This is a genomic window from Thermosynechococcus sp. HY213 (assembly GCF_031460975.1).
Lineage (GTDB): Bacteria > Cyanobacteriota > Cyanobacteriia > Thermosynechococcales > Thermosynechococcaceae > Thermosynechococcus.
In genome coordinates, this window is the sequence record NZ_JAVKVB010000016.1 from 127810 (window position 1) to 140725 (window position 12916).

15 protein-coding genes are annotated in these 12916 nt (G+C 54.3%); 11 read left to right on the forward strand and 4 right to left on the reverse strand.

Translation table 11 applies throughout. From position 1 onward, the window contains the following. Nucleotides 1-31: 31 nt before the first annotated feature. The 3 genes from hemH to RHK62_RS10205 all read left to right on the forward strand — a co-directional run bounded on the left by hemH (nucleotide 32) and on the right by RHK62_RS10205 (nucleotide 1751). On the forward strand, nucleotides 32-1198 hold the full coding sequence (gene hemH / locus RHK62_RS10195; RefSeq protein ID WP_190278227.1) for a ferrochelatase: 1167 nt from the start codon (nucleotides 32-34) through the stop codon (nucleotides 1196-1198). 81 nt (nucleotides 1199-1279) lie between these two features. Next, nucleotides 1280-1564: a hypothetical protein gene (locus RHK62_RS10200; protein WP_149818600.1), complete on the forward strand. Its 285-nt coding sequence runs from the start codon at nucleotides 1280-1282 to the stop codon at nucleotides 1562-1564. Between the two features lie 16 nt (nucleotides 1565-1580). Continuing rightward, nucleotides 1581-1751, forward strand: coding sequence for a hypothetical protein (locus RHK62_RS10205; RefSeq protein WP_149818598.1), 171 nt, complete (start codon nucleotides 1581-1583; stop codon nucleotides 1749-1751). A gap of 3 nt (nucleotides 1752-1754) precedes the next feature. Here RHK62_RS10205 and argC read toward each other — a convergent pair whose 3' ends face one another. Further along, nucleotides 1755-2807: an N-acetyl-gamma-glutamyl-phosphate reductase gene (gene argC / locus RHK62_RS10210; protein ID WP_310453684.1), complete on the reverse strand. Its 1053-nt coding sequence runs from the start codon at nucleotides 2805-2807 to the stop codon at nucleotides 1755-1757. A gap of 202 nt (nucleotides 2808-3009) precedes the next feature. Here argC and RHK62_RS10215 point away from each other — a divergent pair, with 202 nt between their 5' ends. Next, complete coding sequence (locus RHK62_RS10215; protein ID WP_226972011.1) at nucleotides 3010-3339, forward strand: Hpt domain-containing protein; 330 nt, start codon at nucleotides 3010-3012, stop codon at nucleotides 3337-3339. Between the two features lie 5 nt (nucleotides 3340-3344). Further along, nucleotides 3345-4043, forward strand: coding sequence for a DUF1995 family protein (locus RHK62_RS10220; protein WP_286626807.1), 699 nt, complete (start codon nucleotides 3345-3347; stop codon nucleotides 4041-4043). A 7-nt stretch (nucleotides 4044-4050) separates the two neighbouring features. On the opposite strand, the gene RHK62_RS10225 is transcribed toward RHK62_RS10220, so the two are convergent. The 3 genes from RHK62_RS10225 to lpxA are packed head-to-tail and all read right to left on the reverse strand — an operon-like array spanning nucleotide 4051 to nucleotide 6881. Then, nucleotides 4051-5487: a serine/threonine-protein kinase gene (locus RHK62_RS10225; RefSeq protein WP_149818590.1), complete on the reverse strand. Its 1437-nt coding sequence runs from the start codon at nucleotides 5485-5487 to the stop codon at nucleotides 4051-4053. A gap of 7 nt (nucleotides 5488-5494) precedes the next feature. Further along, nucleotides 5495-6028 (reverse strand): hypothetical protein, encoded by a 534-nt coding sequence (locus RHK62_RS10230; protein WP_302679908.1) that lies wholly within the window; start codon nucleotides 6026-6028, stop codon nucleotides 5495-5497. Nucleotides 6029-6083: 55 nt separating this feature from the next. After that, a complete protein-coding gene (gene lpxA, locus RHK62_RS10235; protein ID WP_310453685.1) occupies nucleotides 6084-6881 on the reverse strand; it encodes an acyl-ACP--UDP-N-acetylglucosamine O-acyltransferase in 798 nt (265 codons plus the stop codon). A 64-nt stretch (nucleotides 6882-6945) separates the two neighbouring features. Between lpxA and RHK62_RS10240 the strand changes: the two genes are divergently transcribed. The 6 genes from RHK62_RS10240 (at nucleotide 6946) to RHK62_RS10265 (ending at nucleotide 12913) form a co-directional block, all read left to right on the forward strand. Then, nucleotides 6946-8472: a UbiD family decarboxylase gene (locus RHK62_RS10240; RefSeq protein ID WP_206199818.1), complete on the forward strand. Its 1527-nt coding sequence runs from the start codon at nucleotides 6946-6948 to the stop codon at nucleotides 8470-8472. Between the two features lie 25 nt (nucleotides 8473-8497). Further along, nucleotides 8498-8911: an HI0074 family nucleotidyltransferase substrate-binding subunit gene (locus RHK62_RS10245; RefSeq protein WP_206199819.1), complete on the forward strand. Its 414-nt coding sequence runs from the start codon at nucleotides 8498-8500 to the stop codon at nucleotides 8909-8911. Then, the gene (locus tag RHK62_RS10250) at nucleotides 8908-9228 is read left to right on the forward strand and encodes a nucleotidyltransferase family protein (RefSeq protein WP_302678071.1); all 321 of its coding nucleotides are present in this window, start codon (nucleotides 8908-8910) and stop codon (nucleotides 9226-9228) included. Before RHK62_RS10245 ends, RHK62_RS10250 begins: the two co-directional genes overlap by 4 nt. 64 nt (nucleotides 9229-9292) lie before the next feature. Further along, a complete protein-coding gene (recO, locus tag RHK62_RS10255; protein WP_310453686.1) occupies nucleotides 9293-10120 on the forward strand; it encodes a DNA repair protein RecO in 828 nt (275 codons plus the stop codon). Further along, nucleotides 10117-11418: an MFS transporter gene (locus RHK62_RS10260; protein WP_206199822.1), complete on the forward strand. Its 1302-nt coding sequence runs from the start codon at nucleotides 10117-10119 to the stop codon at nucleotides 11416-11418. The genes recO and RHK62_RS10260 overlap by 4 nt, the downstream gene beginning before the upstream one ends. Before the next feature lie 91 nt (nucleotides 11419-11509). Beyond that, complete coding sequence (locus RHK62_RS10265) at nucleotides 11510-12913, forward strand: PP2C family protein-serine/threonine phosphatase (protein WP_206199823.1); 1404 nt, start codon at nucleotides 11510-11512, stop codon at nucleotides 12911-12913. The last annotated feature ends 3 nt before the right edge of the window (nucleotides 12914-12916 follow it).

Below are 12916 nucleotides of genomic sequence, written 5' to 3' on the forward strand. Positions count from 1 at the left end.
CGATCGCGAAAAGATTTAGGTGATTTTGGGAATGGCGAGCCAAACAGGTGTACTACTTCTCAATTTAGGGGGGCCCGATCGCCCCGAGGATGTGCGCCCCTTTTTGTACAACCTGTTCTCTGATCCCGAAATTATTCGCCTACCCTTCCGTTGGCTGCAAAAGCCGCTTGCTTGGTTTATCTCCGCCAGTCGTGCCCGGCGCTCTCAGGCCAACTATGCCCAAATTGGTGGCGGCTCTCCCCTGCGGCGGATGACTGAACAGCAAGCCCGTGCCCTCAAGGATGCCCTAGGAGGCATTGGCATTGAGGCCAATTTGTACATTGGTATGCGCTACTGGCACCCCTTTACCGAGGAGGCGATCGCCCAAATCAAAGCAGATCAAATTCGCGATCTAGTGATTTTACCTCTTTACCCGCAGTTTTCCATTAGCACCAGTGGCTCTAGTTTTCGCCTCCTAGAGAGCCTGTGGAACCAAGACCCTGAATTGCAAAAGATTCGCTATACGCTGATCCCTTCTTGGTACAACCACCCCGGCTATGTGGCGGCTATGGCGGACTTGATTCGCCAAGAACTCGACCAATGCCCCAACCCCGACGAAGCCGTGATTTTCTTTAGTGCCCACGGCGTTCCCAAAAGCTATGTCACCGAAGCAGGGGATCCCTACCAAGAGGAAATCGAAGCCTGTGTAAAGCTCATCATGGCTGCCCTGAATCGCCCCAATGTCCATGTGTTGGCTTATCAAAGTCGGGTGGGGCCTGTGGAGTGGCTGCAACCCTACACCGAAGATGTGATTCCTGAGTTGGCCGCTCAAGGGGTGAAAACCCTTGTTGTTGTTCCCATTAGCTTTATTTCAGAACATATTGAAACGCTTCAAGAAATTGACATTGAGTACCGCGAGATTGCTGAAGAAGCGGGTATTGAAGTCTTTCGGCGGGTGCCTGCCCTCAACGATCACAAGGGGTTTATTGCTGCTCTTGCCCAGCTAGTGAAGGACGCCCTTGCTGCTCCACCCCGCACCTTTGCCGAAGTGAATAAGTCTCGCAAGCGCGTCAAGCTCTATCCTCAGGAGCGCTGGGAATGGGGGATGACCTCCGCTGCTGAACGCTGGAATGGTCGCTTAGCAATGTTGGGATTTTTAGCCTTGATCATTGAGTTGATTAGTGGTCAAGGGCCATTACACATGCTGGGGCTGCTGTGAAAAATTGCCGCCTGTTGCCCATAGGAACCTGAAAATTTTCGATAGAATAGGGGGTAACCTCACTGGCAAAGGGCTACGCCTGTGTCTGAATCGCCCAAACCGGAATTTGACAAAGAAAAGTTCCTCTTCCCCACCAGCCGCTACCATGGTGTATTTACGCCGCAAAACTTGGCCTTTAATGCCAATTTGCAGGAATTTGCTCAACGGGTGAGCTATATTTGTGGTCTGGAAACCGGCGGCAAAATTAGCACCGAGGAGGCCTACAGTCAAATTAAGGCACTTTGGAAGCAACTGAAGAAATCACGAGACTTGCTCTTTGCCAATGTTCCTCCTGAGGAGGATACGGATAGTTCAGATGTTGATTAGTTCTTGATGCGTTCTGATGGCTCGCTTAGCACCGACAACACTACTGTTAAGCTTGAGTACCGCTCCCTTTCTAGCGGCTTTGTGCCTAGGGCAGGGATTATGGCAGATGGGATTGTCCTTGAGTGCAAGCAGCACTGAGCTATTACGGGGCGATCGCCTGCCCTTGGTCGAACAGGATGAAACTTGAGTCCTAGGGATAAAAGGCGACCTGCGGTAAGCCCAGCGTTTCTGGCCAGCCCATCATTAGATTCAAGCATTGCACCGCTTGGGAAGCCTGTCCCTTCATTAGGTTATCAATGGCGGACATGACAATCACCCGGCCGGTGCGCTCATCCACCTCAATGCCAATAAAACAGTCATTGGTGCCCCATGCCCATTTCGTCTGGGGATAGAGGCCGGGGGGCAGGATATTCACCCAAGGGGAATGGCGATAAAAAGCTTGGTAGATGGTGATTAAATCTTCACGCACTAGACCGGGATCCCGCAGCGTGGCATAGACAGTGGCCAAAATCCCCCGTGGCATGGGCACGAGGTGGGGCGTAAACTGCACAAGGACGCTTTGGCCGGCTAATTCGCTACAAATAGCTTCAATTTCTGGGGTGTGGCGATGTCGAGCAACACTGTAGGGAGCAAGGGAGTTGTCAGCTTCCGCAAGCAGGAGATTGATTTTGCCCTGACGACCACCGCCGGAGGTACCGGACTTAGCATCAATAATTGCCGTATTCGGTTCAATCAGACCCTGCTTCATCAGGGGTGCTAGAGCCAGCAAGCTAGCGGTGGGATAACACCCCGGACAACCAATGAGGGCACTTTGGCGAATGCGATCGCGATAGAGTTCTGGCAACCCATAGACCGCCTGTCGGACCGTAGCCTCATCTTCCCTTGGTTCACCGTACCACTGGGTGTAGGTTTTCAAATCCTGAAAGCGATAGTCTGCCGACAAATCCAGCACTTTGCAGCCCTGCTCAAGGAGTTGCGGGGCAAGCTTACAGGCAATGCCATTGGGCAGCGAGAGAAACACCACTTGGGCGCGATCGCGAATCACCTCCACAGATACGGGTTCCACCGTGAGATTCACCCGACCCTGCAAATGGGGATATAGCTCCGTGTAGGGGCGACCCGCACTCCCCTCACCGCCAAGGTATGCAATCTCCACTTGGGGATGGTCAAGGAGTAAACGCACCAGTTGGACGCCCCCATAGCCAGAGGCCCCCACAATCCCCACCGTCACGCGATCGCCCATCGTTCCTCAATCCTGCCGCTGTTGTTGGCCTCACCACTGCGATAGTGCCATCGAATCCCCTGTTTCGCCAAGGGGGCAGACCACGCTGAAGAAGTTAAGAATTATTACAAATCTAGTCTTGCTTTTCCTCTCTGATCCTTGAACAGCCCTACGGGGGACAGGCTACAATAGCGACGAAGAACCTGTCGGGAATAATGAGTTGATGACATCGCCGATTGACTGGGATTATCTTGCGGCCCTTTCAGGGGGCGATCGCGAGTTTGAAATGGAATTGCTGCAAACCTTTGTCGAGGATGCCCAAGAGCGCCTCCAAACATTGGCTAACGCTGTCAACCAAGGCAACATTGAACAAATTAAGCGGGATGCCCACCATCTCAAGGGAGCCAGTGGTAATGTCGGCATTACTGCCATGCAAACCATCGCCGCCCAACTGGAACAATCCACAACCCCGCAAACGCTCGCCCAAGCCAAAGCCCTAGTGGAAGAGCTACAGCGCCTGTTTGCCACCGTTGCTAGTGAGGTCTCCGCTTAAGACTCATGTCGATCCTGCCCCCCGATAGTCTGGAGACTGCCCTTAGCCAAGCCCAACAGGCCACCCAAGCTGCGCTTCAAGAGGGGAAAAATCGGCTGCAAATCGAGATCCTGTTGCCCGATCTCAATGCGATGGCCTTTGCCGCTGGCTACCTCCCTTTGTTTGAGGAACTAGGTCGTGATCTCAAGGTCTTTTTTGCCGATGCCGGATCTGCCGCCCTAGCCCGTCGCGAATGGGGAGAAACCGCCTATAGTGTGCGGGGCGTGAATGAACTACTGACACCCATTGCAGCGAGCGATCGCGCCATTGTCATCGTTGCCCCAACCCCTGTAGAAGTCAATGCCATTGAGCAGATGTGTGAAACGGCTGGCGATCGCCCCTTTATCCTTTTGAACCCAAGGCTTCAGGATGTGGCCGTCGTTGGTATTGGCTACGCCGGTCGGCGGCTGCGGGAGCGATTTCTCAACACCCTTGAACCCTGCTACTACCTTCGTCCCCTCGCAGAAACCATCATTCTCTGGCGCTGTTATCCGCAACCGTGGCAAATTTGGCAATACGGCAAAACCGCCCCCACCTGCCTAGCAGAATTTGAGCAACGCCCCAGTAGTGAAGACATTGAGCGTGCCCTGACGCCCCAAGGCAAACCCCGTGGTCAGGGAATCTTTAGTCGCTTGGGTGCCTTTTTGCGAGCACTTCAGAACTAGCCAATCTCTAAGGGGTGGCCGGTTCAGTGTTACTGGTTGGCGGGGGTGACACCTCGGGCATTGTGTCTGTCGGTGGCGGTGAGGGCGTAGGTGTTGGTGGAGATGGTTCAACGGTGGTGGGGGGGGCGACGGGAGGCTCTGCGTTCTTTGGGGGCTTTGGGGACTTTGGGGGTTTTGGAGAGAGGGATGGAGGAGGAGTCGGCGTTGGTTCTGGGGATGCTTCCTCAGGACTCGGGCTAGGGGTAGGCGTTTCCGTTGGCTCTGGGGTGGGCGTCGGTTCCGTAGGGGTGGGTTCCGGCTCTGGCGTCGGTGTCGGGGTGGGAGTGGGCGTCACCTCTACAGGTGGCACAATGGTCGGCAGGGTGGGTGGAAATTCCTGTTCCTGAGGACGCGGGGGGCGAGGGGTGACTGTGTCCACGGGTTGGTTGCGCAAAAATAGCCCTAGGCCAATGCCTGCTAAGCTGCCAAAGATTGCCGTTCCCAACAGCCATAGCCACGGCGAAAAATTGCGTTGTTTGAGGGGAGCAACGACGGCTGTCCCCTCCGGTTGAGTATTTGCCAAGATAGTGGATCGGTACTGCGGCATCACCGCTACCGTTGCTGTGGTTTGACGCGCCACGGGCTGTCCCATGAGCAGTTGCAGCCATGCCCGCACCGTTTGGGGACGTTCGCGGACATCCAAAGCCATTCCTGCTTCAATGGCATCAATGGTGCGCTGACTAAGATTGGGCTGAAACTGGCGTAAATCCTCGAGAGGCACGCGATCGCGCAAGACCGAGGCCACAGGAGGGCGTCCTGCCAAAAGGGCATAGAGCGTTGCTGCTAGGGCATAGACATCCGTTGCCGGCGTCCATTGGTGGCGGGGTAAATACTGCTCCACCGGCGCATAACCTGCTGAGAGCAATCCCGTATTTGTTTCCGTCACCCCAGCAGTGTATTCACGGGCAATGCCAAAGTCAATCAGCACCACTTGATCTGTGCCGTCCCGCAGCATGATGTTATCGGGCTTGACATCGCGGTGCAGCAGCCCATGCTCATGCACTAATTCAAGGGCGCTAGCCACCTGGCGAATATAGTGGAGAGCCGTTTTTTCCGGTAGGGGGCCTTCCTCCTGAATCACTTGGGCCAATGTTCGTCCGGGGATATAGTCCATGACAATGAAGGGACGCCCCCCCTCAATAAAGCAATCACTGACGCGCACAATGTGGGGATGATTAAACTGGGCAAGGCGCTGCGCTTCTTGGATAAACCGCTCCCCCAGATCATGAATCCGCTTCGGGGGTTCCTGCTGCAGGTTCAATGTTTTGAGCACCACTGGCTGATGGAGCAGGGTGTGGGTTGCGCGATAGGTGACACCAAAGCCCCCCTGACTCAAAAGGGCATCGAGGCGATATTTTCCCCCTTGGAGGGTTGTGCCCACACTAAGCAAACTGAGGGAGGACATAGGCACCTTAGGGACGCAATGGAGCAGATGGAGTAGTGGTTGGCAGTGGGGCTAAGCGTTGACTGAGAATAACCAAGCGATAGCCCAAATATGCAGGTAAGGTTGCCATCATCATCAAGAGTATCACGGACAACAAAGATTCCCATTCAAACCGAGACCCATAGTAGCTGCGGTAGGGATCGTAGTTGGCACTAGGCTTGATTTTTTCCCGCAGGGCCATGGGTCGCTTAAAGCGCAATCGGCGATCGTCGAGCTTCTCAAATAAAATCCAACCCCCTTGGGCTTCCTCTTGGCAGACTTTGCGCAGGACATCGGGATCATGAAATTGGTTGCGGCGCGATCGCAGAATTTTGAATTCCCAACCTGCCAGCTTGGGGGATACTTGACGCTGTTCTTCTTTGGAGGGGTAGGTGGTCAACTGTTCCTCTTCTTCATCGCGTTGTTGGCTGAGTTGCTCCTGCCAGCTCCACCACTGATGGTAAAGCAGCGCCCATAGGCCTATACTGCCACTTAGCAGGGAGAATAGCAGCGCTTCAGCCATGGGATCTAGGGGTAAGATGCTGCTTGGTGATCATAGCCAAAAAGTTGCTTCCTGCTCAGGAGGGCTCCTCTTCCCGACGCACAAAATGACAGATGCCCCGTTCTGAAGTACTAATGAAATCGCAAAACTCTTGAATGAGGGGATGGATAAACTGTTCCCGCAGGTGCTGTACCGCTTGGGAGGTGGTGAATTGGGAGCGGTAGAGGATATCCAGCGCTTTTTTAAGCAGTTGGCGCTCTTGCGCTGAAAAGCCAGCACGTCGCAAACCCACCACATTTAAGCCCATGATCGTATTGGTACTCAGACTACGGGTCATACAAAAGGGGGGCACATCTTTTTGAATGGCAGTGCCGCCGGAGAGCATGGCCAAGCGACCAATACGGGTAAATTGATGCACAAGGCAGTTGCCGCTGATAAAGGCGCGATCGCCCACATGGGCATACCCGGCAATCAAAGTATTATTGGCGATCGTCACATGGTTTCCCACATAAACATTGTGACCTAGATGACTGTGGGCCATCAGTAGACAATCATGCCCGACATGGGTGACGGTTTCTGGTTGAGTTCCCCGATGAATGGTCACGCCCTCGCGCAACGTACAGCGATCGCCAATGTGGACATAGCTAATCCCCCCTTGATAAGCCACATCTTGGGGGAGATCGCCAATCACCGCCCCACTATGCACTTTGCAGTTCTCGCCAAGACGGGTATATCCCAACAGAGTGACATGGGGAGCCAACTGCGTACCGCGTCCAATCTCCACCGTGGCCGCCACATAGCAAAAAGGACCAATTTCTACCTCTTCCCCAATGTGGGCACCCGCCTCAATCACCGCCGTGGGATGAACCGCCATGACCTTCCTGCACGATTGGCTAAAGATTCTTAACATAAAAGAGATTAAGCGATTTTGATCCCCGATGACGAACGACCTGCGGCAATATCTCCAGCTTTTAGAACAGCGGCAACAACTGCGACGCATCACCGTACCCGTTGATCCCGATCTGGAGATGGCGGAAATCTGTAACCGCCTGTTGGCTGCCGGCGGGCCAGCGTTACTGTTTGAAAACGTTATTGGTTCCCCCTATCCCGTCGCCATTAATCTCTTGGGAACCCTAGAGCGGGTGTGCTGGGCCATGAAAATGGAACACCCCCTAGACCTGGAAACCCTAGGGGAAAAGTTGGCTAAGCTACAACAGCCGAAGCCGCCCAAAACCCTGAGTCAAGCCCTTGATTTCGGCAAAATTCTCTTTGATGTTGTCCGTGCCAAGCCGAGTCGCGATTTGTTACCCCCGTGTCAGCAGGTGGTGATCAAAGCCCCCGATTTGGATCTACGGCAACTGCCCCTGATTCGCCCCTACCCCAAGGATGCAGGCAAAATTATTACCCTTGGTCTCGTCATTACCAAAGACTGTGAGACGGGCATTCCCAATGTCGGGGTTTACCGCTTGCAACTGCAATCCCCAACCACCATGACCGTGCATTGGCTTTCAGTGCGGGGAGGGGCACGCCATCTCCGCAAAGCTGCCGCCCGTGGCAAAAACTTAGAAGTGGCTGTGGCCTTGGGGGTGCATCCTCTAATCATCATGGCGGCGGCAACGCCAATTCCCGTGGATTTGTCGGAGTGGCTCTTTGCCGGGCTTTATGGCGGTGGGGGCATTCATTTGGCCAAGTGCAAAACCGTTGATTTGGAGGTGCCTGCCCACGCAGAATTTGTCCTTGAGGGCACCATTACCCCCGGTGAAGTTTTGCCCGATGGCCCCTGTGGCGATCACATGGGCTACTACGGTGGTGTAGAAGATTCGCCCGTCATTCATTTCCACTGCCTGACCCATCGCCGCAATCCCATCTATCTCACCACCTTTAGTGGCCGCCCGCCCAAGGAAGAGGCGATGATTGCCCTTGCCCTCAACCGCATTTACACACCCATTCTGCGGCAGCAGGTACCGGAGATTGTGGACTTCTTTTTGCCCATGGAAGCCCTCAGTTATAAGGCGGCGATTATTTCCATTGACAAAGCCTATCCTGGCCAAGCACGCCGCGCTGCCCTCGCCTTTTGGAGTGCCCTACCCCAATTTACCTACACCAAGTTTGTGATTGTTGTGGACAAAGAGATCAATATTCGTGATCCGCGTCAGGTGGTGTGGGCGATCAGCTCCAAGGTGGATCCCAGCCGCGATGTCTTTATTTTGGGAGATACCCCCTTTGACTCCCTTGACTTTGCCAGCGAAAAAATCGGCCTTGGGGGACGCATGGGCATTGATGCCACCACGAAAATTCCTCCAGAAACAGACCATCCTTGGGGCGATCCCCTCACATCGGATCCTGAGGTGGCACGGCGAGTCACAGAACGCTGGCAGGAATATGGCCTTGGCGATATTGACCTAACAGCCGTAGATGCGACGCGATTCGGCTATGAGCTAGACCCCGCCTTTCGTTGGCGATAATCGAAGAAACAACGGTTCATAAAACATGACGAATAGAGATGCGATGCGTTGGCAACAGCGGTTGCAGAACTTTGGTCGTGTCCTAATCCGCCTAGAAACCGCCTGTGCTCAGGAGGAGTATTCGGAACTAGAGCGAGCCGGTCTGGTACAAATGTTTGAGTTCACCCTTGAGCTAGCGTGGAAAACATTGAAAGACCTTCTTTTTTATGAGGGGCTGGATGTGAAAACTCCCAGAGAAGCTATTCGCAAGGCCTTTGAGACAGGCTATCTCACCGAGGAAGACACGGAGATACTGCTAGATGCCTTGGCAAGGCGAAATCTCTTGAGCCATACCTACGAAGAGCAAACGACAAAAGAGGCGGAACGACTGATCAAACACAGGTTTACTCCTGTTTTTCGGAAACTGTACAACTGCTTACAGGAAAAATATCAACAATGACGGACGGACTCACCCCAGAAAAACGCAAAGCCATCATTGACACTCTAACGGCCAATCCCAAGGTAGAACGAATCGTCCTCTTTGGCTCACGGGCGATCGGTACCTTCAGAACAACTTCGGATATTGATATTGCCCTCTTTGGCGAGAACCTCACCCTTAGTGATCAAGCTGCCCTTGCCGAGGCGATCGCTGAACTGCCCATTGCCCAACGGGTGGATCTCCTCATCTATCACAGTATTGAGAATGCAACCCTACGGGAAGAGATTAACCAGCATGGGGTGGAATGGTTTGCCCGCAACAAGTTGATCACTGTTTAGGGGACAGGCCGCGATAGGCTAAAAGATAGGCGAACAATCTGCCGCTATTGTCTGGATACTTGGGATGGGTCGCACCTACCGCACAATTGGCATTAACCTCAAGGCCATGCCCCTGGGGGAAAGCGATCGCCTGCTCAGTGTCTTTAGTCGCGATCGCGGGCTGTTGAAGTTAGTCGCCCCCCATAGCCGTGGCTGCCGCTCGAAACTGGGCGGACGGGTGGATTTGTTTGTCGTCAATGACCTTTTTATTAGTCCTGGCCGCAATTTAGATCGCATTCTGCAAGCAGAAACAGTCGCCACCTACCAAGGCCTCAACAGCCACTTGACCACTCTGACCGCTGCCCAATATCTCGGTGAGGTGGTGCTCTACCAAGTCCATCCGCAGCAGCCTCAACCGGATCTCTTTGATTGGCTCTGTACCACCTTAGACCAACTTCAGGGGGTTTCGAGTCGCGCTGCCCTAGCGCTATTGGTGCGCGGCCTGTGGGGCATCTTGCGATTGGGGGGCATTGCCCCAGAATGGTACCAGTGCCATGAAAGTGGCTGCGAAATTGCTGTGCCTGCAGCGGATACCGACTGGCGGGTGGGCTTTAGTTTTGCCAGCGGTGGCGTTTTTATCCTTACAGAAGAAGGGAACGACAGGGGATCTTCGGGGGGCGATCGCCAACTGACAGCCAGTGAAGTGCGCCTCGGGCAATGGCTTGCACTGCCCACCACCCCATCCTTGGCACGGGATGAATTCCTTGCCCAAGCCGAGACCTATCCCCTCAGTGTTTGGCTGTTCCTTGAACGCATATTGCGCCAGTACCTGCAATTTCACCTTGAGCAAACGCTGCAGGTGCCTCCCCTCCTTGATCATTGTTTTTCACCTGTTGCGGTGTCCCAGCCATGACCATTGAGCAGCAAGACATTCGCATAGATCTCCCCCTACCACCGGTGCCTCCCCTCTGGCAAAACCGCAATTTTATTGCTCTTTGGTTGGCGCAGGTCTGCTCACAGTTGGCTGACAAAATTTACCTTGTATTTGTAATTGCCCTCACTACAGAGTTTTTCCAAGCGGCAGACCAGAGTATTAGTGGCTGGGTGTCAGCAATTATGGTGGCCTTTACGATTCCGGCCATTCTCCTCGGATCGGTGGCGGGGGTGCTGGTGGATCGCTGGTCGAAAAAACAGGTACTTATCGTGACCAATCTCTACCGTGCCCTCCTTGTCTTAGGGATTCCGATCACGATTCTCCTTGGCGCCGGGCAATGGTTTGGGTTTATGGCGCTGTTGCTGATCACGTTTACGATTTCCTGTTTAACCCAATTTTTTGCCCCCGCAGAACAGGCAGCCATTCCGCTGCTGGTGGATAAGTCCCATCTGCTGTCGGCCAACTCCCTCTATACCCTGACGATGATGGCTGCTCTCGTGGTGGGGTTCGCTGCGGGTGAGCCGCTTTTGAATCTTGCGAGCCACTGGCACTCCCAGTGGGGTGGGGCTGTCTTTGTCAGTGCCTGCTATGGCGGGGCAGCACTCCTACTCATGCTGCTGCGGCCACCGGATCAGTGTCATCTGCCACCAAGCCGCTATCGTCAAGTGTGGCAAGAACTCCGCCAAGGCCTTCAGCTTTTGCAGGAATATACAGCCCTGCGTTTTGCCCTGCTGCAACTCATCCTGCTGTTTGCCATTGTCGCGGCGATGTCGGTTTTGGTGGTGCGCCTTGCGGAGGTCTTACCCAGCCTCGATACGGATCAATTTGGGTTTCTTTTGGCGGCTGCGGCCGGCGGACTCGGGCTAGGGGCACTGCTTTTGAATACAGTGGGCAAGCACTTTGCCTACGGCTGGTCGAGTTTATTGGGCTGTTGGGGTATGGGGGGCATGTTTGTTGGTCTGTCCTTGAGTCTAGATTCTTTGGCTTGGAGCATGGGCTACATCATTGGTTTGGGCTTCTTTGCCGCCTTTGTGGCGATTCCAATGCAAACCTTAATTCAACTGATGACCCCAGCCGAACAGCGAGGGGCGATTTTTGGCCTGCAAAATAACCTCGTGAATATTGCCCTCAGTGTGCCCTTGGCGGTGGTTGGTTTAGCGGAGACGTGGTGGGGGCTGCAACCCGTACTCATTGGCTTGGGGGGGGCGATCGCCCTTGGTGGGACGCTGATGACCCTCAACCATCGCAACGGCATGGTGACTGGCGGCCTGCTCTAAAAGTTCCATAAAAAATCTTAAATCCTTTCATCTTGACGTTTTTTGCGCTACGCTGTAGAGTCAATTGACGCTTTTGCTGGCGTAACTTGCCATGTCACCTGCCTTCCCCTCATCCTCTACGACCTCCTCTAGCCCTGTGATCGCCCTCAAGGAAATGGTGTCGCGGTTACAGCGGGAAAATAGTAAAATTCAGGAGCTATTGGCCTCCCTGAGCTTTGCGCTGCGGAGTTTCAACAACCTGAATCAATTTTTTGAACTGATCCCACTGATTACCTGCCGCGTGACGGAGGCGGAGGCCGCGGCCTTGGTTTTATTTCGCGCCGATGGTCAGGCTCGTCTTGAACAACTCCATTGTCACGCCAGCGATCAGTGTCCCAATATTCGCGCCGCCCTAGAAACGGCCACCCGCACCCTTGCCAATAGCGTTGGTATGGCTGCAATTGATGCGGGGAGCGATCGCGAGATCAGCCGTCCTCGGCTTGAGCAACTTTTGGATCAGCAACTGCGAGAACGTCTCCCCCAAGGCATTCAGTTCTACGGCACGGCGATTCTCGTCAAGGATTCGGGACTCACGGAGCGGGGGCGGCTCTACGTTTTTAGTCAGCAACCCGAATACGAGTGGAATGAAACACGGCAGCAACTGTTGCAGGTGATCGCGGATCAAACAGCCGTGGCCATTGCCAATGATGAGTTGGCTCTGAAGTTGCGCGATCGCCAGCGTTTGGATCGGGAACTGGAAATTGGGGCAGAAATTCAACGGCGACTCTTGCCCCACCGCTGCCCCAAAATCCACGGCCTCGAGCTAGCCGCCGAGTGTCGCACCGCCAGTTGGGTGGGGGGAGACTACTATGACTTTATCCCCATTACCTATGGCCTCGGTGATCAAAAGGAGATCGAGCAAGGCCGTTGGGGCATTGCCATTGGGGATGTGATGGGTAAGGGGGTACCGGCCGGATTGATCATGACCATGACCCGCGGCATGCTGCGGGCAGAAGCCCTCAATGGTCACCGTCCCAGTCGAATTTTGCAGCACCTCAATCGGGCGATGCAGCCGGATTTAGAAAGCTCCCATCGCTTTGTTACCCTCTTTTACTCTGAGTACAATCCCCAAACCCGGCTCTTGGCCTACAGTAATGCGGCTCACCTTCCCCCCCTGCTGTGGCGGGCTGAAACGGGGACTATCCATCGGCTAGACACCTACGGCATGCTTATTGGTTTGGATACTCGCAGCCAATATCAAGAGGCAGAAGTGCGACTGCAACCCGGCGACACGGTGGTTTACTACACGGATGGCATCACAGAAGCCGATAATCCGAAAGGTAAACGCTTTGAGGAAGAGCGCCTCGCAGCAGTCTTCAAAGAGGGCTGTGCCAAGGGTTTGGGCGCTCAGGCCTTATTAGACTACATCTTCGATGCCGTTGATGCCTTTACCAATGCCAATGGCCGGCGCAGCGATGATATGACGTTGGTGATTCTGCGAGTCATTGACCAATAGGGG